Here is a 24,175-nt window from a genome sequence, read left to right as displayed (position 1 = left end):
CTAGACCGCCCTTCAGCGCCGCCTCCGGGCGCGGAAGAAGTCGCGCAGCAGGTCCCCGCACTCCTGCTCCCGCACCCCGCTGGTCAGCTCCACGCGGTGGTTCAGGCGCGGCTCGCGGACCAGGTCGAACAGGGAGCCGGCGGCGCCGGCCTTCGGGTCGGGGGCGCCGACCACGAGGCGCCGCACGCGGGAGAGCACGATCGCCCCGGCGCACATGGTGCAGGGCTCCAGGGTGACCACCAGGGTGGCGCCGGAGAGGTTCCAGCGCCCGGTGACGCGGGCGGCCTCGCGCAGGGCCAGCACCTCGGCGTGGGCGGTGGGGTCCTCCTCCGCCTCCCGGCGGTTCCCGGCCGCGGCCAGCACCGTGCCGTCGGCCGCGACGACCACGGCGCCGATCGGCACGTCGGCCGGTTCCCGCGCGGCAGCGGCGCGGGCCTCGGCGAGCGCGAGACCCATCAGCTCGTCATCGGTCAGCGCCCCATCGGCCGGAGGGGACCCGGTACCCGGAGCCTCGGGATCCGCGGCGCTCATCCCTGCTCCCGCAGGCCGTGCACCGCGTAGCGCGCCTCGAGGAAGGGACCGGAGCGGCCGGTCTCGATGAGCTCCATGTCCAGTCCGGCGGTGGACAGGGGCTTCCCGGCGCCGAGGGTGACCGGGGCGTAGGTCAGGTCGAGCCGGTCCAGCATCCCGGCACGGGCGAAGGCGGTGGCGAGGTCCCCGCCGCCGAGGATCCACACCTCCCCCTCCCCCGCAGCCTCCTCCAGGGCGGCCCGGTGCGCGGCGGGGTCCCCTTCCAGCACCCGCAGGTGCTCGACCGGCGGCTCGATCCCACGGTGGGTGAACAGGAAGCTGGGCTGCTCGTAGGGCCAGCGGCCCGGCCCGACCTCGCCCTGGTCGGCGAGCCAGTCGTAGGTGCTGCGCCCGAGCACCACGGCTCCGACCCCGGCGACGAAGCGCTCGTAGTCCAGGAGCCCTCCGGTGCTCATCGGCTGGGACAGCAGCCAGTCCAGGCCGTCGTGCTCATCGGCCAGGTAGCCGTCCAGGGAGGCGGCGGTGTAGAAGACGTAGGTGGTCACGGGACCATGATCCCAGGTCGCGGCCGGGAGCTGCCCTGGGTTCATGCCCATGAGGACCACCGATCCCACCCGTCGGCGCTACGGCGTCGCCCTCCTCGTCGGCATCATCGCGGGCCTCGTCGCGGCCACGAGCTGCCCTACGTCTCCTTCATCATCCATGTCGGCTTCGCCGTCGCCTTCGCGATCATCTACTGCGAGATCGCCGAGGTCACCCCGCTGATCACGATCGCCCAGGGCGCCGTGTTCGGCATCGTGGTGTGGTTCGCCTTCCACGTGGTGATCATGCCGGCGATGGGCGTGGTGCCCGCCCCCTGGAACCAGCCGTTCGCGGAGCACGTCTCCGAGTTCTTCGGGCACGCCCTGTGGATGTGGGTCATCGAGATCTTCCGCCGTGACCTGCGCAACCGCATCACCCACCAGCCCGACCCCTGGGTGCCCCTGCCCGCCGACCGCTGAGCCGGACCCGGGCCGAGGAGCGGCCGTCGTCCGGTAGATTCGCCCCATGCGCGTCCTCGAGATCGACCACCCGCTCGTCGCCCACAAGCTCACGGTCCTGCGTGAGCGCAGCACCCACTCCTCGGTGTTCCGCCAGCTGGCGGACGAGCTGGTCACGCTGCTGGCCTACGAGGCCACCCGGAACGTGGCCGTCGCACCCGTGCAGATCGAGACCCCCGTGACCGAGATGACCGGCACCAAGCTCTCCAATCCCAAGCCGATGGTGGTGCCGATCCTCCGCGCCGGCCTCGGCATGCTCGACGGGCTCACCCGCCTGCTGCCCACCGCCGAGGTGGGCTTCCTGGGCATGGTCCGCAACGACGAGACCCTCGAGGTCACCACCTACGCGAACCGCCTGCCCGACGACCTCTCCGGCCGCCAGTGCTTCGTGCTGGACCCGATGCTGGCCACCGGCCACACCCTGATCGCCTCCTGCGAGTACCTGCACGAGCGGGGCGCCAAGGACATCACCTGCGTGACCCTGCTGGCCGCCCCCGAAGGTCTGAAGGCCCTGGAGGAGCAGCTCGACCCGGCGATCGACCTGACCGTCGTGACCGCCTCGATCGACCAGGAGCTCAACGAGAAGGGGTACATCGTGCCCGGCCTCGGCGACGCCGGCGACCGCCTCTTCGGCGTGGTCGACTGACCGCGGTGACGGACCCGCACCAGCACGCCCACGGGGACCCCGGGAGCCCCGAGGTGGCAGCGCAGGACCCACGCACCCACTGGGAGGAGCGCTACAGCGCCCCGGTGTGGTCCGGGAAGGTCAACGCGACCCTCGCTGCGGCCGTCGCCCAGCTGACCCCCGGCCGCAGCCTCGACCAGGGCTGCTGAGAGGGCGGTGACGTGCTGTGGCTCGCCGAGCAGGGATGGCAGGCCACCGGCCAGGATTTCTCCACCCGCGCGATCGAGCGCGCCCGCACCGAGGCCGCCGCCCGCGGGCTCGCCCCCACGGAAAGCGGCGCCGAAGGAGTTGCCGGGACCGACGCCGCGGCCGCCCGCGGCAGCGCCCGCTTCGAGGCCCGCGACCTGGAGACCTGGGAGCCGGAGCCCGGCGGCGTCGACCTGGTGACCGCCTCTTTCTTCCACTCCGAGGTCGCCCTGCAGCGCGTGGAGATCCTGCGCCGCGCCGCGGGAGCGCTGGCCCCGGGCGGGCACCTGGTGGTCCTCTCCCACGCGGCCCCGCCGCCCTGGGCCTCCGGCCACCACGACCACGCCGCACGGATGCTCTCCGCCGCCGAAGAGGCAGCGCAGCTCGACCTGGACCCCGGGCGCTTCACGGTGGTCGTGGCCGAGCAGCGGGAGCGCCCCGCGAACGCGCCCGACGGCCGTACAGGAATGCTCGAGGATTCGCTGCTGGTGCTGCGCCGCCGCTGAGCACCCCGCACCCCCCACCTGCACGGACCACTCATCGCGACGAATAACCGTGCACGGGGTTTTCGAGAACATCGACACATAGAAAATAAGAGTGTTTTCTAAAGCGAATAGGCGTGCCATTCCTTGCTGGCAGGAATGTGAAAAGGAGTTCATACTCGAGGTGTTCGGCCCCATTGTTCGGGGCTCCCGACCCGAGGAGGACCCCATGACCGCCGTCGACATGCCCCGCGTCTCCGAGTGCACCGTCACCGGGTGCTCGTACAACCACCACGAGGCCTGCAACGCCTTCGCGGTGACCGTCGCGCAGGACGCCAGCTGCGCCACCTTCATCCCCCTGGACGTGAAGGGCGGCCTGTCCAAGGTCGTCACCCAGGTCGGCGCCTGCCAGCGCGCCGACTGCGCCTTCAACCAGGACCTCGAGTGCACCGCCAGCTCGGTGCGCATGGGGGCAGGCGACGACGCCGCCGACTGCCTCTCCTACCAGCAGCGCTGACTCCACCCCGGCCGATGCTCACGCGCCCGCTCCCCGGCCCCGGCCGGTGGGCGGGCGTTCATGCGTCCGGCAGGGAGGGCGGGCAGGGCTCTCGCGACGCCGGCGGTCACACTCGGCCACGATCCGTGCCGCGCCGGGCAGCGCAGGTCAGGATGACTCCGTCCGCGCCGTCGTCCCGGAATGTGAACAGCCGCTTGCCGCGGGCGGCGGCGCGCGGCATGCTTCCTGCCATGCCGTCGATCATCGTGCGCCGCGAGACCGCCCACCGGGTGGTCCGCTCCATGATGTCCTCGATGATGATGATGATGCGCATGATGCGCCGTCAGCCGAGCCTCTGAGCGCTCGAGAATCCTCCGGGGTCGGCTGACAGGAGCCGGCCGGAAGGCGCGGGCTCCAGGTGCCACCGGGAGCACACCCCCGATCCGCCCACGGGCGTCGATCACCAGGGATCCCGGGCCCACCACCCGCCGCGCCGCAGGCGCCGCCCCTCGGAGAGTCCGCATCATGACCATCACCCTCGATCGCCCCACCACCGCCCGATCCGCCACCGCCCGCGCCGGAGGCCCCGCCCTGCGGGCCGTCCCCCGTTCCGCCGCCGAGGAAGGCGTGACCATCACGCTCACCGTCACCCTGCCCCCGGGCACCGGCGACGTCGAGGCCGCCCTCATCGCCGACGAGCTGCGCACCCACGCCCAGCGCCGGGCCGTCAGCCGCCAGGGCCGCACCGCCGTGGCCGTCTCCAGCCCGCAGGCCTTCCGCGCGACCACCCCGGGCTCCGCCCGCTCCCTGCCGCCGCGGGCGCAGGCCTCCGCCCCGGTGAGTCCGCTGCGACCGCGACGCACCGGCGTCGTCTCCCCCAACTCCCCGGCCCGACGGGACATCGAGGCCGCCCGCCGCCGCGCACTGGCCGCGACCGCGGTGAGCCCCGCCAGCCCCTCGGCCGCCGGGGCGGACAGCGCCCTGGTGATCGACCTCTACGGCCGGCGGGTGCGGATCGACGGCGCCGACGTCGACTTCACCTACAAGGAGTTCGAGCTGCTGGCCCACCTCGCCCGCCACGCGCGCAGCACCGTCTCCCGCGAGCAGCTCATGGAGTCGGTGTGGTCGGAGTCCCCGGCCGAGACCGGTGAGCGCACCGTGGACGTGCACGTGCGCCGGGTGCGCAGCAAGCTGGCCCGCTACCGTCGGCTCATCTCGACGGTGCGGGGCGCCGGGTACCGCCTGGACCCGGGCAGCGACGTGTCGATCCTCGGCTGACCCGCCGGAGGAGATCCCCTCGTCACCGGGCCGGTCGCGCGGCGACCGGCCCGGGACGCGACGAGCGGCCCGGAGCTCTCAACCGATTGCTCGGGGGCTCACGGACCGCTCGTCAAGCCTGTCGTCCGTCAGGGGTGGGTGCGGGCGAACAGGCGGGACGGGCTGCCACAGGTGGGGGAACCTGGCATAGTGCCCGTCCGGCCGCTCCCCTGAGGGGGGTCTGGGGAACGGCACATCTATGGAGTTGTCATCGCTGCGATCGCCGGGGCGGTGCTCCGTGCCGCGAGGGCCGACATGACACTACTCCGGGGTCGCGGAAAGAGTCTATGCCCCTTCGTTGCCGGTGTAAACGCGGCACCTCGGGCCATCCGTGCAGGTCGCGTCCAAGAATGCCGCTTCCGTTGAAATTGTGATCAGACCGGCACGCCCCCGGTTACGGGATCGGAACCGGGCGCTGGCGTGCACACTTCACGCCGCACGCATGCTCATGCAGGAGATGCGCCCCGCAGTGCGGCCGTCCCCGGTCAGTGGCGTATCGCACGTCGGGGCCGTGGTCCCGACCGGACCGTCGCCCGGCGTGTCCTCGGCGTGTCCCGTGGGTCCCGGGAGCCGGTGCGCGACGTCGACCCGCTGCGGTCAGTCCCAGCGCACCGTGAGCGCCGTCGCGTCGTCGTGGACCTTCCGGGGCCGGCGCTCGGGGGGCAGGGCGCGCTCGCCCTCCCGGATGGCCGCCAGCAGCGCCCGGGGCTGCTCCCGCAGCGCCCACGCCAGCCCCTCCTCGCGGTGCAGCCCCAGCAGGTCCACGGCCCGCGTCACCCCGTCGGAGACCAGGTGCACGGCTCGCAGCCCGGTCAGCGGCACCGAGCCCACCCGGGCCTCCTCCGCCGCGGCCGGCTCGTGCCGGGCCACCCAGAAACCTCCGGGGGCGTTGCGCCGGGCCTCGACGGCGGCGACCGTGCGGTGGGCGGCGACCACCTCGTCCACCCGGGGGTCCGTGCGGCGCTCCACCCGCCCGTCGGCGTGGTCCAACAGCAGGGAGGAGTCGGCCAGCACCAGGTGCTCGAGACGCTCCGCGCCCCAGCGCACGGCCACCACCGTGGCCGAGGGGCTCCCGTCCTCCAGACGGCAGTCGGGGCCGTGCGCCGCGGCCACCTCGGCGATCGCGAGCCGCAGCGCCCCCCGGAGCGACAGCGCGGGATCCTGCAGCGCGCCCAGCAGGCGGGCCGCGAGCAGGTGCGAGTACCAGGCGACGGAGTGCGCACAGCCGGCGCGCAACGAGGCCGACAGCCCCGCCCCGTCCACGAGGACGGCTGCGGAGCCGAGCGACCCGGCGGCGTCCTCGTCGGCGCCGGGGACGGCCGGCTCCATGACGAGCGAGACGGACGGCGTGGGCGGGGCGGAGGCGTCGGCCATGGCTCCAGCCTAGTGAGGACCCCGGGTCGGGCACGACCGGCCTCCCGGCGCGGCGGCCACGCAGGAACCGGACATCGGGGACGTCCGGGCCCCGTCCGGTGCGGCATTGTCCACGCCAGGGCCTCCGGACAGGGACCGGACCCTCCCACGCCCGTACAGTGGAGCGGCCCGGGGTCCCTGCCTGCCCGCGGGCCGCTCCGACGTCACGACCAGGGAAGGGAGCCCGCGATGATCGCGCAGGCGCGCATCACCTCCGACACCACGGCGACCGTGCACCTCGCCGCAGGGACGCTCGACCTCCGCGGGGACGACCTGCCCGCGATCCGGGCGCAGGTCAAGGACGTCATGATCGCCGCCGCCCGGGAGGCCGAGGGCCCCCTGGACGTCGTCATCGTCGAGCCCGACGTGCACCACCACCTGCGCGTGGAGCCCTCCGGCCGGATCAGTGGCCGCGCGGCCGACGACCGCCCGCTGTACGGACCCACGCCGCCCGCCCCGACCCCTGAGCCGGAGCCCGAGACCCCGGCGGCGGCACCCGCCGACTCCGGTCCCCGCCGCGGCGGCCACCGTCGTCGCGCCGCCGCCCCCGCCGGCCCGCCGAGCGTCGCCGGCGCCGCCGAGACCGACCCGCTCTCCTCGCCGTCCCCGGAGGAGGAGACCCCCGCGGCCGCGCCCTCCTCCCCCGAGCTGCCCGCGACCGCGCCCGCCGAGTCCCCGGACCCCACCGGCCCCGTGCCGACCCATCACCGGGAGGACGGGGAGCAGGCAGCGGCGGCCTGGTCCCCGACCGGGACCGCGGACGCCGGCCCCGGCCTGGACCCGGCCCCACGGGAGGAACCCGGCGAAGCCCTCCCCACCCCCGAGCCGGTCGCGGAGCCCACCCCCGGGCGGGCCGCGGACGCCGCCGCCCCGGCGCGGCCCACCCTGCAGGACCTGCAGTCCTCCACCGCCCGCTCCCACCGCGCCCGCGCCACCCGCGGCTGGCGCGGCGCCCTGACCAAGCTCACCGGCGGCGCCGTCTCCCCCCGCCCCGGCCGCGCCGAGCGCGAGGCGAACCGGCGCCTCGAGCGCATCCGCCGCTCGCTGGACGGACCGCGGAACATCGCCGTGGTGAACCTCAAGGGCGGCGCCCACAAGACCACCGCCTCGCTGATGATCGCCGCGACCCTCGGCACCGTCCGCGGCGGCAACGTGCTGGCCTGGGACAACAACGAGACCCGGGGCACCCTCGGCTGGCGCGGCGTGCCCGGCGACAACCACCGCACCGCCGTGGACCTGCTGCACGACATCGAGCAGCTGCGGGCCGGCTCCACCAGCGCCGCGGACCTCGACGCCTACGTCCGCCCCCAGGGCGAGATGCGATTCGACATCCTCGCCTCCGACGAGGACGCCGGGTCGATGGCCTCGATCGACGAGCACGCCTTCGCCGAGCTCGACGAGACGCTCTCCCGGGTCTACCGGCTCAAGGTCATCGACACCGGCAACAACGTGCGCGCCTCCAACTGGCTGGCCGCCGTGCGCCACGCCGACCAGCTCGTGATCGTCTCCACCATCCGCGAGGACACCTTCAACGCGGCCGCCTGGATGATCGACGAGCTGCGCGCCACGGGCCTGGGCACCCAGGTGGACCACGCCGTCACCGTGCTCTCCCACTCGGCGAAGTCGAAGGTGGACCCGCGGCTGCGCGAGCGGCTGCTCACCCACTTCGGCTCCCACACCCGCGCGGTCGTGGAGGTGCCCTTCGAGAAGCAGTTCGTCGACGGCTCCCACCTGGACTTCTCCCGCGTCTCCAAGGAGACCAGGCAGGCCTGGCTCGACGCGACCGCGGAGATCGTCGACGGGCTCTGACCGTCCTGCCCCCGCCGCGACCGGCCCCGTCGGGGCTCGTCCGTCGGGGCCCGCCCCTACCCTGGAGACCATGCCCGCCCGCTCCCTGCACCTGGTCGTCGACGACGACCTCGGCCCCGCCCTGTGGGTGCGGGAGCAGGTGGCCGAGGGCCGCTCCCGGGCGGCCGCCGAGCTGACGGGCCTGCGGCAGGACGCGCCGCCGGCGCTCGCCGCCGTGCTGGGCGAGCTGCCGTCCCAGCTGCGCCACCGCATCCGCCTGCCCGGCCGCGCCGGCGCCGCCGACCGGCGGGTGCCCGCCGCACCGCTGGCCCCCGAGGCGCTGACCGACCTGGTCGAGGCCTGCGCGGGGCTGCTCGCCGCCCGCTTCGGGGAGGAGACCGCCGCGCGGCTGGCGGAGCTCGCCGCCGCCGGCACCCCGGTGCGGCTCGACCCGGGACTGGTGGCGATGCCGGACCTGCTGGCCGCCGTGGTGCTCGACGAGCAGGCACGGGAGCTGGTGGCCCGGAGGCGGCTGCGTATCGGGGTGGCCGAGCGCTTCGAGCGCACCACCCTGACCTGGTCCGGACCCGACCCCGATCGGCCCGCGATCCTGCACGCCCTGGTCGACGCCCGCTCCCGCGCCGCGCTGACCGACTTCCGCTCCGGCCGGCCGGCCGAGGACCCGCACGGGGTGCTCGAAGCCCTGGCGGGGGACGGCGAGCTGGAGCTGGACCTGCCCGGCCGGCGTCGCCTCGAGGAAGCCCTGGACGCCTTCCGCGACTCCGGCCGCGCGGTGGCCCTGGCCGCCACCGACGACGAACTGCTGCTGCGGCTGCACCAGCCCGAGCCCGGCACCACCGGCTGGCTGCTGCAGTCCTGCCTGCGCGAGGAGGACGGCACCGTCCATCCCGTCGACGCGTTGCGCGCCGTCGGCGACCTCACCCCGGCCGGTGCCGCCGAGGCCGCCGGGGCCGTGCTGCGCCTGGCCCCCGTGGTACGCGAGGCCGCCGTGGAGGCCACCGGCGTCGACTGGATGCTGACGACGCTGCAGGTCAGCCGCCTGCTCGCGGAGGATGCGGGAGCGCTGGAGCGGGCCGGGGTGACCGTGATGCTGCCGCGCGAGTGGACCACCCAGCGCACCACCGTCCGCCCCCAGGCCGCCGAGGGTGAGGGCGAGCAGCAGAAGACCGGCGGCGGGGTGGGCCTCGCGGCGATGGCGAGCTTCCGCTGGCGGGTGGCCGTCGGCGACGTGGAGCTCACCGAGGACGAGATCGCCCAGATCCGCGAGACCCAGTCGGAGATCGTGCGGCTGCGCGGGCAGTGGGTGCGACTGGACCCGCAGACCCTGCGCGCCGCCGAACGCTTCCTGGACCGCTTCACCGGGGTGCGACGTCCGGCACCGCCCGCGCAGGGGGCGACCGCGGTCGGGACGGCCGGGACCGACACGCCGCAGGCCGAAACCCCGGACACGGACTCCGGGGCCGGCGAAAGCGGCAGCGAGGACAGCGCCATACCGGCGGAGATCAGCGGCCGGGCGAGCTGGGCCGAGGTGTTCGCCCTGCTGCTCTCCCCCGAGGCCGCGGACCTGGCGCTGGCCACCGAGACCGTCTCCCGGATGGGCGGCGGCGAGGGCCTGGCCCGGCTGCTGCCCGGCGGCCCGGGCGCCGCCCCCGGCAGCAGCCCCGCCGGTCTGCGGGCCACCCTGCGCCCCTACCAGCAGCAGGGCCTGGACTGGATGTGGGCGCTCGCCGAGCTGGGCCTCGGCGGGATCCTCGCCGACGACATGGGGCTGGGAAAGACCATGCAGGTGCTGGCGCTGCTGTGCCGGGAACGGGAGCGGCCCGAGACGACCGCGAACACGGGGGTCGGGCCCACCCTGCTGGTCTGCCCGATGTCCGTGGTCGGGGCCTGGCAGCGGGAGGCCGCCCGCTTCGCCCCCCACCTGCGGGTGCACGTCCACCACGGGGCGGGCCGCCGCCGGGACGCGGGTTTCGCGGACCTCGCCGCCGGGCACGACCTCGTGATCACGACCTACGCCCTACTCGCCCGGGACCTGCCGCTGCTGACCCGCGTGCCCTGGCATCGTCTGGTGGCCGACGAGGCCCAGTACCTCAAGACCCCGGACACGCAGGTCGCGAAGGCCGCGCGATCCCTGCGGGCCACGCACCGGCTGGCCCTGACCGGCACCCCCGTCGAGAACCGGCTCGGGGACCTGCACTCCCTGATGGAGATCGCCAACCCGGGCCTGCTGGGCACCGCCGCGGAGTTCCGCAGCCGCATCGCCGAGCCCGTCGAGCAGGAGGGCGACACCGGCGCCCTGTCCCGCCTGAAGTACGTGACCAGCTTCTTCGTGCTGCGCCGGGTGAAGACGGACCGCTCCATCGTCGCGGACCTGCCGGAGAAGACCGAGCTGACGCGGGTGGTGAACCTGACCCCCGAGCAGGCCGGGCTGTACGAGGCCCTGGTCGACGAGCTGATGGCCTCCGTCGACGGCGCCGAGGAGAACCAGCGCCGCAGCATGGTGGTCTCGACGATCACCCGCCTCAAGCAGGTCTGCAACCATCCCGCCCATTACCTCGGCGACGGCTCCGCGCTGCTGCGGGACGGCGCCCACCGCTCCGGGAAGCTGGAGCTGGTGGACGACCTGCTGGAGACGGCCTTCGCCGAGGGCGGCAAGGTGCTGCTGTTCACCCAGTTCACGACCTTCGGGCACCTGCTGGTGCCGCACTGGGCCGAGCGCTTCGGCCTGCCCGTGCCCTTCCTGCACGGCGGCGTCGCCAAGCCCGAGCGGGACGCGATGGTGGCCGACTTCCAGGCCCGCCCCGAGGAGCCCGGGCTGATGCTGCTGAGCCTGCGCGCGGGCGGCACCGGACTCACCCTCACCGCCGCCAACCACGTCGTCCACCTGGACCGCTGGTGGAACCCGGCGGTGGAGAACCAGGCCACCGACCGCGCCTTCCGCATCGGCCAGCGCCGCGACGTGATGGTGCACAAGCTGGTCAGCGCCGGCACCGTGGAGGAGCGCATCGACACCGTGCTGCAGGAGAAGCAGGAGCTCGCCGACCTCACCATCGCCCCCGGGGAGGACTGGCTGGCGGACCTCGACGACTCCTCGCTGCGCTCCCTGCTGGCCCTGGACCCCACGGCGATCGGGGACCAGGCATGAGCATCACCCTGCGCTCCCGCCGCGGCGCGATCGGGTCCTCCTGGTGGGCGGTCGCCCTGCGCGGCGCCCTGGAGGCGATCCTGGGCGTCGGCCGCGCGAGCGGCGGCAAGGCCGATGCCCGCTCGGGGAAGGTGCAGTGGATCGACCTGGACACCGGCGTGGTGCGCGGAGCCGTGCTGGACGCCCGCGGCGACGTGCACGAGGCGCGTCTGGACCTGCCCGCCTTCGCCGCCGCGGACCACGAGGCCTTCCTGCGGATCGCCCGCGCCCGCCCGGAGCTTCCTGCCCGCTTCAGCGCCGGGGAGTACCCCGAGGAGTTCGAGCGGGAGCTGGCCCGCGCCGAGCTGTCCCTCCTGCCCCGCGGCGCCGCCGAGCTCTCCCACGACTGCACCTGCCTGGACTGGCCGGGCCCCTGCCGCCACGTCGCGGCGCTGGCCTACGTGCTGGTCGAGGCCGTCGACGAGCAGCCCCTGCAGCTGCTGAGCCTGCGCGGGGTGGACCTGGCCGAGCTGGTCCCCGCCGCCGCGCCGCCCCCCGAGGCCGAGGCCGAGGATGCCGCGGCCGGGACGGTGACGCCGGACGAGACTCCGCGGCGCCCCGAGAGCGGCGAGGTGGACCCCACCAAGCTGGACCCGGCGCCGCTGGCCGCCGTCGTCGGCGAGGAGGCCGCCGCTCTGCTCGCCGCCTTCTTCGCCGCCGCGGATCCTTCCTCCCCCACCCCCGAGCGAGAGTGACCCCGTGACCGATCCTGCCCCCGCGACCTCCCCGCTGCCCGCGGAGACCTTCGCCGCCCTCACCGAGCTCTTCGCCGCCGCCGTGGCCGAGCACCGCACGGCCGGGATCACCTGGGCCGTCGTCGGCGGTCACGCCCACGGCGAGACCCTGCTGGCCGCCGGCGCGGCCGGGCACCGGCACCTCGTGGACGGCGCCCCGGCCCCCGGCTCCGCCCCGATGGACCCCGGCACCGTCTCCCGCATCGCCTCGATGACCAAGTCCTTCACCGCCGCCACCGTGCTGGCGCTGCGCGAGGAGGGCGCCCTGCGGCTGGACGATCCCGTCGCCGCGCAGCTGCCCGAGGCCGCCGGTGCCTTCGCCCGCGAGGCCGGGGAGGCGGAGGTGACCCTGCGCCACCTGCTGACGATGAGCAGCGGCCTGGTCACCGACAACCCCTGGGGCGACCGGCAGGAGGCCATGACCCGGGAGGCCTTCGCGGAGCTGCTGCGGCAGGGCCTCGGCCGGGTGCACCCCGTGGACAGCGGATTCGAGTACTCCAACACCGGCTACGCCCTGCTGGGACGGGTGATCGACGAGGTCACCGGCTCGGACTACCGCGAGGAGATCCGCCGCCGCTTCCTGGAGCCACTCGGCATGACGGACACCGGCTTCGCCGCCGAGGATATCGACCGGCAGCGCCTGGCCACCGGGCACCGCCTCGCCGACCGGGAGGACGCCACCCGCTTCGAGACAGTCCCGCTGGACTCCCCCGGCGTGTACGGAGCGATGGCCGGTCTGTTCTCCACCACCGCCGACGTGGCCCGCTGGGTGCGCTTCCTCGCCGCCGCCGAGACGCCCGCCCAGGACCCGCACGGGGCGCTGCTGCCGGCGGCCGCGCGGCGCGAGATGCAGCAGATCCACCGCATCCAGCGCACCCCGCCGCTGCCTCCGGACGCCGGGGGCCGCTCCCCCGGCTTCGACCGGGTGCGGGGCTACGGCTTCGGCCTGGTCGTCGAGCGCTTCCCCGACCTCGGCGACGTCGTCTCCCACTCGGGCGGCTACCCCGGCTACGGCTCCTACATGGTGTGGCACCGCGACAGCGGCGTGGGCGTCGTGGCGCTCGCCAACTCCAAGTACGCCCCCGCCACGGCGCTGTCCATGCAGGCCCTGCGCCTGCTGCGCGAACAGGTCCCCGGGCTGCTGGCACCCCGCGCCGAGGTGGCCGATCCCCGCACCCTGCAGGCGGCGGAGGCGGCCCTGGCCTGGCTGCGCGGCGACCCGGCCGCCGCGGAGGTCCCCGGGGCCTGGTTCGCCGACAACATGGACCTGGACACCTCCCGCGAGGAGCGGCTGCGCCGCCTCGACACCGCCCTGGCCGGGGCGGGCCTCACCCGGGAGAACCTGACCAGGGTCGCCCCGGAGCAGGCGCAGGTGCTCAGCCCCGCCCAGCTGCGCTGGCACCTGGCGCCGGCCGCCGGCCTCGAGGCCGGCGTGCAGATCGACCTGCTGATGGACCCGCGCCGCGAGGCCCGCATCCAGGGCCTGGACGTGACGCCCCGCGCCCGCTGAGCACGGGCGGCTCAGCCCATCAGCATCACCACGGCCACGGCCACCGCGGAGCCCAGCACCACCGCCGCGCCGCCGCCGATGCCCGCCGCCGCCCAGGGGAAGCCGCCGCGGGCCGCGGGGCGGGCGCCGGGCGAGCCGGTGCTCGTCGTCGGGGAAGGCGCGCCGCCCCAGGAGGGCTGCGGGGCGCCCGCGGCACGGGGACCCGTGCCGGGACTGCCCGAGGAGGTGGCCGAGGTGACCGCCGGGGACCCGGCGGTGCCCGGTCCGGGAGCGTTCGGGACCTGCGGGATCGCGGAGGTGGGGGCGTAGCCGCGCTGCACCTCACCAGCGCGGATCGCCTCCATCGCGCCGGCCTGCTCCCCGGCGGGGCGCTCCGGCCGCTTGGCACCAGGGGCGTTCTCGGGCAGCGGGGGCAGGGTGTCCGACAGGGTCAGCAAGGCGCCATCGGCATGGGTGAGGGGGTAGCCCTCCGGCACGCGCGGCAGGTCGCGGCGCACGCTCTCGGCGTCCTGGTAGCGCTCCTCCGGCTGGGCGGCCACCAGCTTCCGGATCACCGCCGAGAACTTCGGGGTGACCCCGCGCAGGTGGTGGGCCAGCTCGTCGGGGCGGAAGGCGCCGTCGTGCAGCTTCAGCGGGCCGTTCAGCGCCACCATCGCCACCACCCCGGCGGCGTAGAGGTCGTGGGAGGGCACCGGCTCGGCCATCGAGAACAGCTCCGGCGCCATGTAGCCGGGGGTGCCGTTGACCATGCCGACGTGGGTGAAGCGCACGTCGGTCTCGTGCACGGCGATGCCGAAGTCGGCCAGGCGGGTGTGGGGCCGGGCCGCGCCCCGCGGCTCGAACATGATGTTGGCGGGCTTCACGTCGCGGTGGATCCAGCCCTCGGCGTGGACGTGGGCGAGCCCGCTGAGCAGCTGGTCCAGGATCACCACCACGGCCGGTTCGGCGAGCTTGCCGTGGCGCTTGACCACCGACTCCACGGTGCCGCCGCTGACCAGGGGCATCGCGATCACCACGTGCTCGTCCTCGGCGCCCCAGCCGTAGGGCGTCAGCAGGTGCGGGTGATCGAAGCTCACGCCTTTCTCCCGCACGAAGCGCATCAGGTCCGCGGAATCGCGCTGACGCAGCACCTTCGCCGCGCACACCTGCTGCGCCTTCGCGTCCCAGGCGCGCCAGACCGACCCGGATCCCCCCTTGGCGATGAGGTCGATCAGAGCGAAGCGTCCCACGATCACGTCTGCCATAGCCGGGCCAGCATATCCGCCGATCAGCGCGGGGTGTCGCCCCGGTCACAGGGGCGGGGACCGTCCCCTGGGGTCCCCCGGACGGCGTCCGGCCGCCGGGCGCGGCCATCGCGTGTTCACCGGGCGGTGTCCGGATGCTCACCGCCCCACCCCGCCGCGGCCACCGCCCGCCCCTAGCGTGACGGTCGTCCCGGAGCCGGAGGGAAGGAGGCCGGGATGCCCCCACGCACCCTGCTGCTGGCCGTCGACGGCCTGGACGAGGCCGAGCACCGCGCCCTGGTCACGGGCCTCCACCCGGCGCTACGCGCGACGCTCGGGAGCTTGCCGGCCACCCTGCGGATCCTGCCCGGCGGTCCTTCCGAGCCCGCGCCGAGCCTCACCGGCCTGGTCACCGGCACCACCGTCGCCCACACCGGGGTGCCCACGCAGCTCCCCTTCCGCCCCCGTGAGCAGGACGGCCCGGCCGCCTGGGACGCGACCGCGCTGCGGGTGCCCACCCTGTTCGAGGCCGCCGAGGCCGCGGGCCTGCCCGTCGCCGCCCTGCAGTGGCCCGCCACCGCCGGCAGCGCGCTGAGCTGGAACCTGCCGCTGGTGGAGGATCTGCGCCGCTACGGCACCCGCTGGGCCATGGCCGAGGCCACCTCCTCGCCGCGGATGATGCGCGAGCACCTCGCCCCGCGCCGGCAGGCCGGGGTGCAGCTCTCCCGGATCGCCCCCGACGACCTGGTCGCCGAGATCGCCGCCGCCCTGCTGACCGGCCCGGAGCCGCCGGCGCTGACGGCCGTGCACCTGACCGGGCTGGGCCGTGCCCGCCGGGAGGCGCCCGCCGGTTCGACCGCGGTGCGGCGTGCCCGGGAGGACCTCGCCGGCGCGCTGGAGCGGATCCTGGCGGCGCTGGATCCGGGACCGCAGGACCGCCTGCTGCTGGTGCCCGGGAGGCCCCTGGTCCCCACCACGCTGCTGGCCCACCCCAACGCCCTGCTCGCCGCCCGCTCCCTGATCCGCACCGACGGGCCGCGCCTGGCCGACTACCGCGCGGTGGTCTGGCCCGACGGACCGCACGGTGCCCTCCACGTGCGCCGCGGCGAGGGAGAGGCCGTGCGGCGGCTCGCCGTGGATGCGCTGCGGCCCCTCACCGAGCGACGAGAGATCACCCTCCGCCCGGTCGAGGACGGTGCCGGAGCCACGGCCGGCACCGACGTGATCGCGGTGCTCGACGGGGCCCCGGGCACCCGCTTCGACCTGCCCGTCGCACACCGCCCGCTGGTGGAGGGCGACGACCCCTACTCGGCGGGGCCGCTCGCCGTGGCCGACCCGCAGGCGACGACCCTGGTCCGCGCCCTCGGGGCCGGCCTCCCGGACGGCGCCGAGGGGAGCTGGGCAGACCTCGGGGTGAGCCTCGCGGCGGCGATGGGCCTGCGCCTGCCCGGGGCGTGCGCCGCCGGGATGCGCCAGGCGGCCGCGCGCGCGGGCTGAGCCGCAGACGGTCGCGAGCTCAGCTGTTCCAGAGGCCGCGGAACCAGTCGACGGCGCGGCCCATCGGCCCGGGGCCGGGAGGCCGCATCCGGTCGCGCAGCTCGTCGAGCGCCGGGGCGTCGTAGGTGACGTGGTGTGCCCCGTCGTGCAGGGCTTCGGGGGACGGCAGCTCGCACAGCTGCTGCGGAGTCAGGGCGAGGCCGCGGGTGACGAGCACACGCCGCTCCCCGTCGGCGTCGATCCAGAGCTCGAGGGTCTCGGCGGTCGGCGCACCGACGGTCACGAGGTCCGCCCGCAGCCGGGAGAGAGCCAGGTCGAGCGTGCGGGAGTGCTCGGCGTGGCCGCGCACCTGCTCCCGCAGCGGGATCACCACCAGGTTCCCGCCGACGTCGGCGACGGCTTCGAGCACCTCGTGCACGCCGGCCTCGCGGTCATCCTCGCGCAGGGGGATCTGCTGCAGGATCACGCGCAGCGTGCCGGCGGGGGTGAGGTCCTCGAACAGGCGGGCCAGCTGGTTGAGGGCGGCGGAGTTCGCCTCCACGGGGAGGCTCTCCTCCTGTGCGTGCTCGGCACCGGTCATGGGCACATGCTAGCGGCACGACCGGGACCGCCGTGTCGCCGATCATCCCTGCGCACGGGCGAATCCGTGCAGCCCGGGTGGATCATCGCAGGCCCCCGCGGGCGAGCGCGCGCCGAGCCTGGAGAGCGCCGGGGAGGCGCTCACGAGCCCTCAGGCGCCGACCGAGGTCTCCCGGTCCTGGCCGACGGCGGCGCGGACGGCCGCGATCTGGGAGCGCCAGACGCGCTGCGCGGTGGCGTCGGGCGCGACCACGGGGAAGTCCTCGCCGCCGGCGGCCTCCTCGTGCAGGGTGACCTCGCCGCCGCCCTCCTCGATCCGGGAGGCGACGGCCCGGGCCTCGGGCAGCAGCGGGGAGCGGCCGCCGACGCTGAGGTGCACCGGGGGCAGAGCGGTCGGCGGGGCCAGGGCGGGGCTGAGGCGCGGGTCCTCCTGCGGCAGCCCGTCGACGTACATGCGGGCGGCCTGGCGGCGCTCGGAGTCCAGGGAGTCGGCGCGGCGCAGGTCGCCCCAGGGCTCGGCGAGCAGCAGCAGGGCGGGCGGCAGGTCGCCGCGGTCCGCGAGGGTCTGGGCGGCACCGAGGGCGAGGGCCGCTCCCGCCTCGTCGCCGGAGAGCACCCAGCGTCCGGGCGGCAGCAGGTTCTCCCGCTCCATCGCGTCGAGCACGGCGAGCACGTCGTCCAGACCCTGCGGGAAGGGATGGCGGGGTGGCATCCGGTAGTGGACCATCGCGGTGGCCACGTCGGCGCGGCGCCCCAGCTCCTCCAGCCAGGTCCAGTGCCGGGGCTGCTCCCCGCGCAGGTAGGAGCCCCCGTGCAGGTGCACCACGGTGGCGGTGCGGGCCTTGTCCTGGTCGATCCAGGTGACGGGGATGTGGGCGTGGCGGACGCGCCGCACCCGGGAGGGCCGGGCGACGGCGCGGGAGGGCCGGGTGGGGGTCTGGGACGCCAGGACCCCCAGCGCCCCCAGGATGCCGATGCTCATGGGGGAATCCTGCCATGTCGGGCGCGGCGACGCCCGGGGTCCGCGGCTCCCGGTGGGCCTCAGCGGGCGAGTTCGTCGTCGACGATACGGTTGCGCCCGGCGAGGTATCCGGCGACGGTGAGCACGACGCCGCTGGCGGCCATGAGCAGCAGCAGCGCGGCCACGGAGCCGGTGGCGTCGAGCAGGGCCCCGGCGGCCAGCGGCCCGGTGGCGGCGAGCACGTAGCCGAGCGGCTGCGTCATTCCCGAGAGCCGGGCGGTGACCACCACGGAGCGGCTGCGGGCGGGGATCAGGGCGATGGCGGTGGGGAAGGCGAGGCCACCGATGCCCAGCACGGTCGCCCACACGAAGGGGTCGACGCCGGGGAGCAGCAGCAGGCCCAGGTAGCCGGCGACGGTGAGCACGCCGAAGCCGGCGCAGATCCACGGGACGTGGCGGGAACGGGCGATGACGCTCGGCATCACCAGGCCGCCGACGATGCCCCAGGCGCCGATCGAGCCGACGATCAGGCCCGCCCGGGCGGGGTCGGTGCCGGCGTGGGTGAGCACCTGCGGGAGCATCCCGAACTGGGTGTAGGCGTTCATCGACTGCATCGCGAACATGATGGTCAGGGCGATCGCGGTCGGCGAGCGCAGCAGGGAGCCGCGCAGCTCCCCCTCCGGCGGGGCGGGTGGGAAGTCGTGGCCGGTGCGGGTCAGCACCACCGCCCACACGATCACGGGCACCACGGCAGCGAGGCCCCAGATCGGCAGGGATTCCCGCCAGCCCTCGGGGCCGGGACCGGCCAGCGGCACCGCCAGGATCGGGCCGAGGCTGCCGCCGATCGCGAGGGCCACGCTGTACAGCGACATCAGCCCGACCACGCGGGCGCCGCCGTGCTGCTTGATCCAGGCGGGGATCAGCACGTTGCCCAGCGCGGGCCCCACCAGCGACAGCACCGAGAGGGCCAGGAACATGCCGAAGGTGTCGGCGCTCGGGCGCAGCAGCAGGCCGATCGCGACCAGCACGAAGGAGGCGACGACGGTGCCGGTCAGGCCCAGGCGCCGCCCCACCGGCACCGCCACCGCGCCGAGCACGCCGAAGGCGAGGCAGGGCAGCGCCGTGAGGATCCCCGAGGCGGTCGCGCCCTGCCCGAAGCTCGCGACGATGGGCTCCATCAGCGGGCCGACACCGGTCGCGCCCGGACGCAGGTTCAGGGCGATGGTGCCGACGGCGATGACCGCGAGCACCCCGCCGACGCCGACCCCGCGGCGGGCACGGCCGGGCCGGGGTTCCGCGGGCAGGGTGGGGTCGGGGCGGGAGGTGGAGGAGGTCACCGCCTCCTTCTACACCCGGGCGGGGCGCGGGGGCCAGCGGGTGTCAGGCGGCCAGCAGGCGGCGCAGCAGCTGTGCGGCGAGGGCGTGGGCGTCCTCGACGGCCTTCGCGGCGTCGTCGCCCCCGGCAGATAGGGGTCGCCGACCGGCGTGCTCCAGTGCCCAGCGGTCCAGCTCCGTGGCGACCGACACGACCAGGGAGCGCTGCAGGTCGGGGGGAGTCGAGGAGTCCACGCATCCGATGGTCCGGCCCCGCGCGAGCATGCCGTCGGCCCACTCCCCCAGCTGCACCGTCATGCGGTCGACGGCGGGGATCGCCGGGAGGTCCTCGAGATGCAGGAGTCGTCCAGCTTCGAGAGTACGCGGGTCCGCGGCGGCTGCGGCACCGAGGTCAGCGAGCAGGGTATCCACCGCGGGCCAGTAGGTCGCCCGGTCGAGAGGGGTGGGATCGGGAAGTTCGACATGGGCGGCGAGCGCCGCGATCCGGTCCTCCACGAGTGCGCTGACCAGGGCCTGTTTGTCGGCGAAGCGGTGGTAGAAGCTGCTCTTGGACACCCCTGCGGCGTGCAGGACCGCGTTGAGGGAGGCGCCGCGGTAGCCGTGGGCGAGCAGGGCGGAGCTGGTCTCACGGAAGAGGCGCTGACGGGTGTCTTCCGCCAAGGGGCGTGCCGGCCTGGCCATGCCTCCTCCTTTCACTCGTCGGTCACCACGCGGGTTCCGCAAGACGGCTGCGCGGGGCCGTGGTCGAGAGTAGCCGAGGGTCTGTCGGTTCCAGTGGAATTCTTGTACCGTTTGGTCCATGAATGAATTCGATGTCGTTTCGTCCAGTCCTCCACCTCCTCCCGCACGGCGTGAGCGGGTCCTGGTGACTCCCTTGGGTTTCAACCTCGCCGAGGTGACGCGTATGATCGAGGTCGCTCGTGCACTTCCCTCGCACGTCGAGCCGATCTTCCTGGTGCATGACACGGGCTTCGACCACCTGGTGGATGCGGCGGGCTTCCGTCGCGTCCCCGGATCCCCCTCCCTGTCCCCCGCACAGCAGGCCCAGGCCATCGCGGCGGATCAGGGGCACACCTGGCGCCACCCCTTCACCCGGGAACGGGTGGCCCATCGCGTGGTGACCGAGCGGCGGGCGATCCGCCGCCTGGGCGCCGGGGCGGTGCTGCACGGCACCAACCCCACCTCACCGATCTCGGCACGCGCGGAGAGGGTACCTCTGGTGTACCCGGTCCCCTACGCCTGGAGCGCTCCGATGCTCGCGGGGCAGCGCCCGCTCCCACTGGCGATGGAGCGTGGAGCGGGCCGCGTCGTGAACCGGCTGCTCTCTCCGTTGGCCGGGCGCCTGGCAACACGCGTCCCAGGGCTGCTCCCTCGTTCCTTCCGCGAGGTCGCGGCCGAGCACGGCGTACGCCTCCGCGGGCTGTTCGACCTCCTCGGGGCCGACATCACCCTGCTGACCTGCTTGGAGGAAGAGCTCGACGGGGCGGAGCTGCCCGCCGGACACCATGCGGTCGGGCCGATCTTCGCGCATCTCGACGCGCCGGTTCCTGCCTCGGTGGAGGAACTTGCTGCCGGACCACGACCGCTGGTGTACATGGCTTTCGGGTCCTCGGGGAGCCGTCGCCTGGCTCTGCGCGCGCTGGCCGCCGTCGCCGGGGAGGAGATCGAGGTGATCGCGCCGCTGCGCCAATACCTCCGACCCGAAGACCACAGCAGGGTGCCACCGAACGTGCACCTGACCGATCTCCTCCCAGCCCATTCGCTCGGCGGGGTGGTCGATGCCGCCATCCTGCACGGAGGGCAGGGCACCGTGCAGACGGCAACCGCGACCGGGGTCCCCTTCATCGGTATCGGGCAGAGCGCGGAGCAGCGCTGGAACGTCGACGTCTGCGCCCGAGACGGGCACGCCGTCGCGCTGGCGTCCGGCGACCTCAAGCCCGGCGGTCGGCGGCTCCGCCGCGCTCTGCGCTCCGTCCTGGACGACCCGGCCTATCGGGAACGGGCGCGCGAGGCCTCCGTCCGGTATCGAGCCGTCGACGGCGCGGCAGGGAGCGCACGGATCATCACCGAACTGCTGGCGAGGCAGCCTCGATCCTGAGCACGGCGGTCGATCCGCTCACCGGTTCCCGATCCAGGAGACGGCCCGAGTCTCCGTTGCACGGTCCCGTACCGTCGAGCCATGCGCGCGCTGCCACGCCACTGGGCCGTCCACCGGGATACCGTCGACCTGCCCGGGCGGGGTGAGCTGGACCTGGCCCTGTGGGGCTGGTCGGCCGACTCCCCGGCCGAGGCGGAGCGCCATGCGCGGCAGCGCTGGCAGGAGGTGGTCGACCGCGGCGGCCCGGTCCGAGGTGGCGAGGCGACGGAGGAGTACTACCCGCGGCGGCACCTGCCCGAGGAGATCCTCGAGGAGATCCACGACGAGCACGGCGTGCTGGTCGCCGCCGTCACCCGCAACCGCTACGGCGCGGAGGTGCTGAACACCGATCTGCTGCTGATCTGCGACGTCGACTTCCCAACCGAAGTGGCGCGGGAAGCGGAACGGGCCGAGCGGCGTCCGGGCCTGCTGGGCCGGCTGCTCGGACGCGGAGGCGCCGAGCCCGACGAGCACGCGCTGGGCCTTCCCGGGGAGGGTGCCGCCCGGGAGGCGCACGATCTGACGTTGCAGCAGGTCGGGGCGTTCTGCGTCGCCCGTCCGGAGCTCGGCGTGCGGGTCTACCGCACCCGGAACGGCTTCCGCCTGCTGATCACCGGCAGCGGTCTGCTCCCCGGCTCGGCGGGGGCCGAGGAGCTGATGCGGGAGCTGGGCACCGACCCGCTGTACACGACGCTGTGCCGGGTGCACGAGAGCTACCGGGCGCGGCTGACGCCGAAGCCCTGGCGGGTGGACTCGCGGGCACCCGCCCCGGTCCGGCCGTGGTCGGCGCGGGAGCGCTGGTTCGCGGGCTGGTTGGACGCCTACGGGCGGGCCTCTGCGGAGGTGGCCGTCTGCCGTCTGATCGGCACCCACGGCCCCGAGGCGCGGGGCATCGAGGCGGAGCTGGTGCGGCGCCACGATGCCGCGGTGCGGGCGGAGTCGGGCCTCCGTCTGGCCTGAGCCGTCCCGCGGGCGGGGCGACTCAGGAGATCAGGGAGCGCGGCACGATCTCGGCGCCGCGCACGTCGGCCAGCAGCGCCCGGTCGATGCGTTCCCCGCGGCGCACCACGGTGAGGGTGCCGCGCGACTCCATGATCACCAGGTCCGCCTCGTGCAGGTGCAGCAGCCCGGCGCGGCGCAGCACTGTGTAGAGGTGGTCGAGGTCCATGCCGACATGCCGCAGCTGCCAGCGCAGCACGTGCCCGTGCACCATCACCACCGTCGGCCGCGGACCGTGCGGGACCAGCACCCGGGCCAGGGCGCCCCGCATCCGCCCCAGCACGAACTCCAGCACCATCAGGGTGCCGATCGCGACCAGGCCGCCGAGCATGGTCGGGGTCTCCCCCAGCATCGCGCGGGCCACCAGCGCGCCCAGCAGGGCCAGCAGCGAGAAGCTCAGCACCGAGGGGTTCGCGCTCAGTCGCTGCCCCGCGACCTGCAGGATCAGGGTGTAGACCAGGTAGAGCACCGAGGTCGCGACGACGACCGACAGCACCCCCCAGCCGTCGATGCCGCCGTGGGCCCAGACCTCGCGCACAGGATCCATGGACCCATTGTCCCGCCCGGGCGGCGGCGGGGCGGCTCAGGTGGGCAGCAGCTCCTGTTCGGCGAGGACGTCCCAGGCGTACTCGTGGGTGTCGCGGCCCAGCCGCATCATGGTCAGCACCGGACGGTGGAGGATAATCGGTGGGGTCTGCTCGGCGATCGGGGCGAGGGCCGCGGCGACCTGTCCCATGGGCATCGGGGCGTTGGCGTAGGCGAGGGAGATGTGGGGGTGGAAGGGGCCACGGTCCTCGCTGCTGCCCCGCATACGGTCCACGGCTGCGCGCTGTGCTTGGCAGAACTCCTGCAACCACGGCATGGGCGGGCCGGACAGCATCACCCCGCCCGATCCGAGGAAGAACCGGTCCAGCACGATCGGGGCCGGCTCCAGGTCCGCCAGGGACCCCAGCACCTCCTCCCACACCTTCTCGGCCTGGCCCGCGGTCAGCTCATCGGTGAAACCCACCCCGGTCATGGTCAGGTGCAAGCCGTGCACGGGCACCGGGTCGAAGGCGCCCAGGCCCTCCAGCACCGGCGCGGACCGCCGGGCGAGGTCGTGCAGCTCCGCCTCGAACGGCACCGTGACGTGCAGCGTCACCATCCGGCGACCGGGCCGCCAGCCCGGCCGCCACCACCAGTGGTCGGCCGTCTCGGTGACGCCGTCCTCGATCTCCAGCCTCATCCGCGCCCTGCCTCTCCGTCGGTCATCGCTGAAAAAGGGACGCCCATGCACCCTCAACCGTTATACGGCCACGAGGGTGCACCCACGTCCCCTTTTCAGTCATCCGGCCCGGGAACCGGGTCCACGGCATGCACGAGCAGGAGGAGACCGTCCCCGATCGGCCGGGACTCCACGCAGCGGGCCCTCACGGTCAGACCGCGCGGCGCCCACCGGTCCATCAGGGAGGACACCGATCGCGGTAGCGCCCTCAGCAAGTCAGGATCGAGCGCGGTCTCCGCTCCTTCCGTCTCCGGCAGGAGCAGGCGGGGGTGGCGGGTCTCGGCCCCGCGCAGGTAGGCGCGGAACGGGGCCGGCAGGAGCTGGACGATCCACCGCTCCTCGAATGCCTCGGGCATGGTGGCGAGTCGGTAGTAGTCCTTGAGCAGCTCGCCGAGGTGCGTGGTCCAGGCGGCGTTCTCCGGCCGCGGCTCCCGAGGGAACTTGAACTCGATGGCGCTCCGCTCCGGGGTACCCAGGACGGCGCTCCGCTCCGGGGTACCCAGGACGAGGTCCACCGCATCACGGGAATCGGGACGCCGCCACTCGATCTGCAGGGAATCCGCCGGAGCCCCGAGGTCGATCAGGTGCCGGATGGTGGCGAACCGGAGCACGTCCTCCGTGAGGAGATGCCCCATTCCCCGTGATCCCCAGCCGTCCAGGTCGTCTGCGACCCGCTCCCACACGTCCCGCCAGGCCACTGCATTCATCCCCACCCCTGTCCCGACCCTCCCTCGGGCCGCGGCTCGTCCGGTGGGGAGAGCCTAGTGATCGCAGCGGGCTCCACCACTGCTCA

25 protein-coding genes are annotated in these 24,175 nt (G+C 74.7%); 13 read left to right on the top strand and 12 right to left on the bottom strand.

Annotation, left to right across the window (positions count from 1 at the left end):
• Positions 1 to 12: 12 nt before the first annotated feature.
• Positions 13 to 456, bottom strand: coding sequence for a tRNA adenosine(34) deaminase TadA (tadA, locus tag OM98_RS04855; RefSeq protein ID WP_010533461.1), 444 nt, complete (start codon positions 454 to 456; stop codon positions 13 to 15).
• Between the two features lie 71 nt (positions 457 to 527).
• Positions 528 to 1,076 carry a dihydrofolate reductase family protein gene (locus tag OM98_RS04850; protein ID WP_010533460.1) on the bottom strand — a complete coding sequence of 183 codons (549 nt, stop codon included), beginning with the start codon at positions 1,074 to 1,076 and terminating at the stop codon, positions 528 to 530.
• Positions 1,077 to 1,082: 6 nt separating this feature from the next.
• Between OM98_RS04850 and OM98_RS14480 the strand changes: the two genes are divergently transcribed.
• The 5 genes from OM98_RS14480 to OM98_RS04830 all read left to right on the top strand — a co-directional run bounded on the left by OM98_RS14480 (position 1,083) and on the right by OM98_RS04830 (position 3,441).
• The gene (locus OM98_RS14480) at positions 1,083 to 1,532 is read left to right on the top strand and encodes a DUF1440 domain-containing protein (protein ID WP_010533459.1); all 450 of its coding nucleotides are present in this window, start codon (positions 1,083 to 1,085) and stop codon (positions 1,530 to 1,532) included.
• Positions 1,533 to 1,578: 46 nt separating this feature from the next.
• Positions 1,579 to 2,217 carry a uracil phosphoribosyltransferase gene (gene upp, locus OM98_RS04840; protein ID WP_010533458.1) on the top strand — a complete coding sequence of 213 codons (639 nt, stop codon included), beginning with the start codon at positions 1,579 to 1,581 and terminating at the stop codon, positions 2,215 to 2,217.
• A gap of 5 nt (positions 2,218 to 2,222) precedes the next feature.
• Entirely contained in the window at positions 2,223 to 2,405 is a 183-nt protein-coding gene (locus OM98_RS16130; RefSeq protein ID WP_245528717.1) for a hypothetical protein, read from the top strand.
• 12 nt (positions 2,406 to 2,417) lie between these two features.
• Positions 2,418 to 2,948 carry a class I SAM-dependent methyltransferase gene (locus OM98_RS14475; protein ID WP_245528716.1) on the top strand — a complete coding sequence of 177 codons (531 nt, stop codon included), beginning with the start codon at positions 2,418 to 2,420 and terminating at the stop codon, positions 2,946 to 2,948.
• Between the two features lie 205 nt (positions 2,949 to 3,153).
• Positions 3,154 to 3,441 carry a DUF1540 domain-containing protein gene (locus OM98_RS04830; RefSeq protein WP_010533457.1) on the top strand — a complete coding sequence of 96 codons (288 nt, stop codon included), beginning with the start codon at positions 3,154 to 3,156 and terminating at the stop codon, positions 3,439 to 3,441.
• Between the two features lie 106 nt (positions 3,442 to 3,547).
• Here OM98_RS04830 and OM98_RS15475 read toward each other — a convergent pair whose 3' ends face one another.
• A complete protein-coding gene (locus tag OM98_RS15475; RefSeq protein WP_010533456.1) occupies positions 3,548 to 3,754 on the bottom strand; it encodes a hypothetical protein in 207 nt (68 codons plus the stop codon).
• Between the two features lie 191 nt (positions 3,755 to 3,945).
• On the opposite strand from OM98_RS15475, the gene OM98_RS04825 reads away from it, so the two are divergent.
• On the top strand, positions 3,946 to 4,698 hold the full coding sequence (locus tag OM98_RS04825) for a winged helix-turn-helix domain-containing protein (protein ID WP_010533455.1): 753 nt from the start codon (positions 3,946 to 3,948) through the stop codon (positions 4,696 to 4,698).
• A gap of 636 nt (positions 4,699 to 5,334) precedes the next feature.
• Here the strand turns inward: OM98_RS04825 and OM98_RS04820 are convergent.
• Positions 5,335 to 6,111, bottom strand: coding sequence for a protein phosphatase 2C domain-containing protein (locus OM98_RS04820; protein WP_010533454.1), 777 nt, complete (start codon positions 6,109 to 6,111; stop codon positions 5,335 to 5,337).
• Between the two features lie 228 nt (positions 6,112 to 6,339).
• Here OM98_RS04820 and OM98_RS04815 point away from each other — a divergent pair, with 228 nt between their 5' ends.
• The 4 genes from OM98_RS04815 (at position 6,340) to OM98_RS04800 (ending at position 13,387) form a co-directional block, all read left to right on the top strand.
• Complete coding sequence (locus OM98_RS04815) at positions 6,340 to 7,959, top strand: chromosome partitioning protein (protein ID WP_010533453.1); 1,620 nt, start codon at positions 6,340 to 6,342, stop codon at positions 7,957 to 7,959.
• Between the two features lie 70 nt (positions 7,960 to 8,029).
• A complete protein-coding gene (locus tag OM98_RS04810) occupies positions 8,030 to 11,104 on the top strand; it encodes a DEAD/DEAH box helicase (protein WP_010533452.1) in 3,075 nt (1,024 codons plus the stop codon).
• The gene (locus OM98_RS04805) at positions 11,101 to 11,838 is read left to right on the top strand and encodes an SWIM zinc finger family protein (RefSeq protein WP_010533451.1); all 738 of its coding nucleotides are present in this window, start codon (positions 11,101 to 11,103) and stop codon (positions 11,836 to 11,838) included. The genes OM98_RS04810 and OM98_RS04805 overlap by 4 nt, the downstream gene beginning before the upstream one ends.
• A 4-nt stretch (positions 11,839 to 11,842) precedes the next feature.
• Positions 11,843 to 13,387 carry a serine hydrolase domain-containing protein gene (locus OM98_RS04800; RefSeq protein WP_010533450.1) on the top strand — a complete coding sequence of 515 codons (1,545 nt, stop codon included), beginning with the start codon at positions 11,843 to 11,845 and terminating at the stop codon, positions 13,385 to 13,387.
• A gap of 11 nt (positions 13,388 to 13,398) precedes the next feature.
• Here the strand turns inward: OM98_RS04800 and OM98_RS04795 are convergent, their stop codons facing one another.
• Positions 13,399 to 14,631 (bottom strand): serine/threonine protein kinase, encoded by a 1,233-nt coding sequence (locus tag OM98_RS04795; protein WP_010533449.1) that lies wholly within the window; start codon positions 14,629 to 14,631, stop codon positions 13,399 to 13,401.
• A 216-nt stretch (positions 14,632 to 14,847) separates the two neighbouring features.
• Here OM98_RS04795 and OM98_RS04790 point away from each other — a divergent pair, with 216 nt between their 5' ends.
• Entirely contained in the window at positions 14,848 to 16,107 is a 1,260-nt protein-coding gene (locus tag OM98_RS04790; protein ID WP_010533448.1) for an alkaline phosphatase family protein, read from the top strand.
• Positions 16,108 to 16,126: 19 nt separating this feature from the next.
• On the opposite strand, the gene OM98_RS04785 is transcribed toward OM98_RS04790, so the two are convergent.
• The 4 genes from OM98_RS04785 to OM98_RS15815 all read right to left on the bottom strand — a co-directional run bounded on the left by OM98_RS04785 (position 16,127) and on the right by OM98_RS15815 (position 19,663).
• Positions 16,127 to 16,687 carry a hypothetical protein gene (locus OM98_RS04785; RefSeq protein WP_010533447.1) on the bottom strand — a complete coding sequence of 187 codons (561 nt, stop codon included), beginning with the start codon at positions 16,685 to 16,687 and terminating at the stop codon, positions 16,127 to 16,129.
• Between the two features lie 150 nt (positions 16,688 to 16,837).
• Complete coding sequence (locus tag OM98_RS04780; RefSeq protein ID WP_010533446.1) at positions 16,838 to 17,668, bottom strand: alpha/beta hydrolase fold domain-containing protein; 831 nt, start codon at positions 17,666 to 17,668, stop codon at positions 16,838 to 16,840.
• 59 nt (positions 17,669 to 17,727) lie between these two features.
• Positions 17,728 to 18,984 carry an MFS transporter gene (locus tag OM98_RS04775; protein ID WP_010533445.1) on the bottom strand — a complete coding sequence of 419 codons (1,257 nt, stop codon included), beginning with the start codon at positions 18,982 to 18,984 and terminating at the stop codon, positions 17,728 to 17,730.
• A gap of 43 nt (positions 18,985 to 19,027) precedes the next feature.
• On the bottom strand, positions 19,028 to 19,663 hold the full coding sequence (locus OM98_RS15815) for a TetR/AcrR family transcriptional regulator (protein ID WP_010533444.1): 636 nt from the start codon (positions 19,661 to 19,663) through the stop codon (positions 19,028 to 19,030).
• Positions 19,664 to 19,886: 223 nt separating this feature from the next.
• On the opposite strand from OM98_RS15815, the gene OM98_RS04765 reads away from it, so the two are divergent.
• A complete protein-coding gene (locus tag OM98_RS04765) occupies positions 19,887 to 21,080 on the top strand; it encodes a glycosyltransferase (protein WP_010533443.1) in 1,194 nt (397 codons plus the stop codon).
• A gap of 81 nt (positions 21,081 to 21,161) precedes the next feature.
• On the top strand, positions 21,162 to 22,079 hold the full coding sequence (locus tag OM98_RS04760; RefSeq protein WP_010533442.1) for a hypothetical protein: 918 nt from the start codon (positions 21,162 to 21,164) through the stop codon (positions 22,077 to 22,079).
• A gap of 22 nt (positions 22,080 to 22,101) precedes the next feature.
• Here the strand turns inward: OM98_RS04760 and OM98_RS04755 are convergent, their stop codons facing one another.
• From OM98_RS04755 to OM98_RS04745, 3 genes are all read right to left on the bottom strand, one after another.
• Positions 22,102 to 22,665: a YetF domain-containing protein gene (locus OM98_RS04755; RefSeq protein WP_029362691.1), complete on the bottom strand. Its 564-nt coding sequence runs from the start codon at positions 22,663 to 22,665 to the stop codon at positions 22,102 to 22,104.
• A gap of 36 nt (positions 22,666 to 22,701) precedes the next feature.
• Complete coding sequence (locus OM98_RS04750) at positions 22,702 to 23,343, bottom strand: 2'-5' RNA ligase family protein (RefSeq protein WP_010533440.1); 642 nt, start codon at positions 23,341 to 23,343, stop codon at positions 22,702 to 22,704.
• Between the two features lie 95 nt (positions 23,344 to 23,438).
• Positions 23,439 to 24,017: a hypothetical protein gene (locus tag OM98_RS04745; protein WP_139017571.1), complete on the bottom strand. Its 579-nt coding sequence runs from the start codon at positions 24,015 to 24,017 to the stop codon at positions 23,439 to 23,441.
• Positions 24,018 to 24,175: the final 158 nt, after the last annotated feature.

The sequence above is a fragment of the Brachybacterium squillarum M-6-3 genome (assembly GCF_000225825.1).
GTDB lineage: Bacteria > Actinomycetota > Actinomycetes > Actinomycetales > Dermabacteraceae > Brachybacterium > Brachybacterium squillarum.
The sequence above is the reverse complement of the archived record's forward strand: the minus strand, read 5'-3'. Positions and strand labels throughout refer to the sequence as shown.

Bases quoted from the DNA above. Each gene is read 5' to 3' on its own strand.
- OM98_RS04745 (WP_139017571.1), bottom strand. From the start codon at position 24,017: ATGGGGCATCTCCTCACGGAGGACGTGCTCCGGTTCGCCACCATCCGG.
- OM98_RS04755 (WP_029362691.1), bottom strand. From the start codon at position 22,665: ATGGATCCTGTGCGCGAGGTCTGGGCCCACGGCGGCATCGACGGCTGG.
- OM98_RS04815 (WP_010533453.1), top strand. From the start codon at position 6,340: ATGATCGCGCAGGCGCGCATCACCTCCGACACCACGGCGACCGTGCAC.
- OM98_RS04830 (WP_010533457.1), top strand. From the start codon at position 3,154: ATGACCGCCGTCGACATGCCCCGCGTCTCCGAGTGCACCGTCACCGGG.
- OM98_RS15815 (WP_010533444.1), bottom strand. From the start codon at position 19,663: ATGGCCAGGCCGGCACGCCCCTTGGCGGAAGACACCCGTCAGCGCCTC.
- OM98_RS04805 (WP_010533451.1), top strand. From the start codon at position 11,101: ATGAGCATCACCCTGCGCTCCCGCCGCGGCGCGATCGGGTCCTCCTGG.
- OM98_RS15475 (WP_010533456.1), bottom strand. From the start codon at position 3,754: ATGCGCATCATCATCATCATCGAGGACATCATGGAGCGGACCACCCGG.
- OM98_RS04795 (WP_010533449.1), bottom strand. From the start codon at position 14,631: ATGGCAGACGTGATCGTGGGACGCTTCGCTCTGATCGACCTCATCGCC.
- OM98_RS04785 (WP_010533447.1), bottom strand. From the start codon at position 16,687: ATGACCGGTGCCGAGCACGCACAGGAGGAGAGCCTCCCCGTGGAGGCG.
- OM98_RS04825 (WP_010533455.1), top strand. From the start codon at position 3,946: ATGACCATCACCCTCGATCGCCCCACCACCGCCCGATCCGCCACCGCC.
- OM98_RS04780 (WP_010533446.1), bottom strand. From the start codon at position 17,668: ATGAGCATCGGCATCCTGGGGGCGCTGGGGGTCCTGGCGTCCCAGACC.
- tadA (WP_010533461.1), bottom strand. From the start codon at position 456: ATGGGTCTCGCGCTCGCCGAGGCCCGCGCCGCTGCCGCGCGGGAACCG.
- OM98_RS04760 (WP_010533442.1), top strand. From the start codon at position 21,162: ATGCGCGCGCTGCCACGCCACTGGGCCGTCCACCGGGATACCGTCGAC.
- OM98_RS04820 (WP_010533454.1), bottom strand. From the start codon at position 6,111: ATGGCCGACGCCTCCGCCCCGCCCACGCCGTCCGTCTCGCTCGTCATG.
- OM98_RS04750 (WP_010533440.1), bottom strand. From the start codon at position 23,343: ATGAGGCTGGAGATCGAGGACGGCGTCACCGAGACGGCCGACCACTGG.
- OM98_RS14480 (WP_010533459.1), top strand. From the start codon at position 1,083: ATGATCCCAGGTCGCGGCCGGGAGCTGCCCTGGGTTCATGCCCATGAG.
- OM98_RS04810 (WP_010533452.1), top strand. From the start codon at position 8,030: ATGCCCGCCCGCTCCCTGCACCTGGTCGTCGACGACGACCTCGGCCCC.
- OM98_RS04765 (WP_010533443.1), top strand. From the start codon at position 19,887: ATGATCGAGGTCGCTCGTGCACTTCCCTCGCACGTCGAGCCGATCTTC.
- upp (WP_010533458.1), top strand. From the start codon at position 1,579: ATGCGCGTCCTCGAGATCGACCACCCGCTCGTCGCCCACAAGCTCACG.
- OM98_RS04790 (WP_010533448.1), top strand. From the start codon at position 14,848: ATGCCCCCACGCACCCTGCTGCTGGCCGTCGACGGCCTGGACGAGGCC.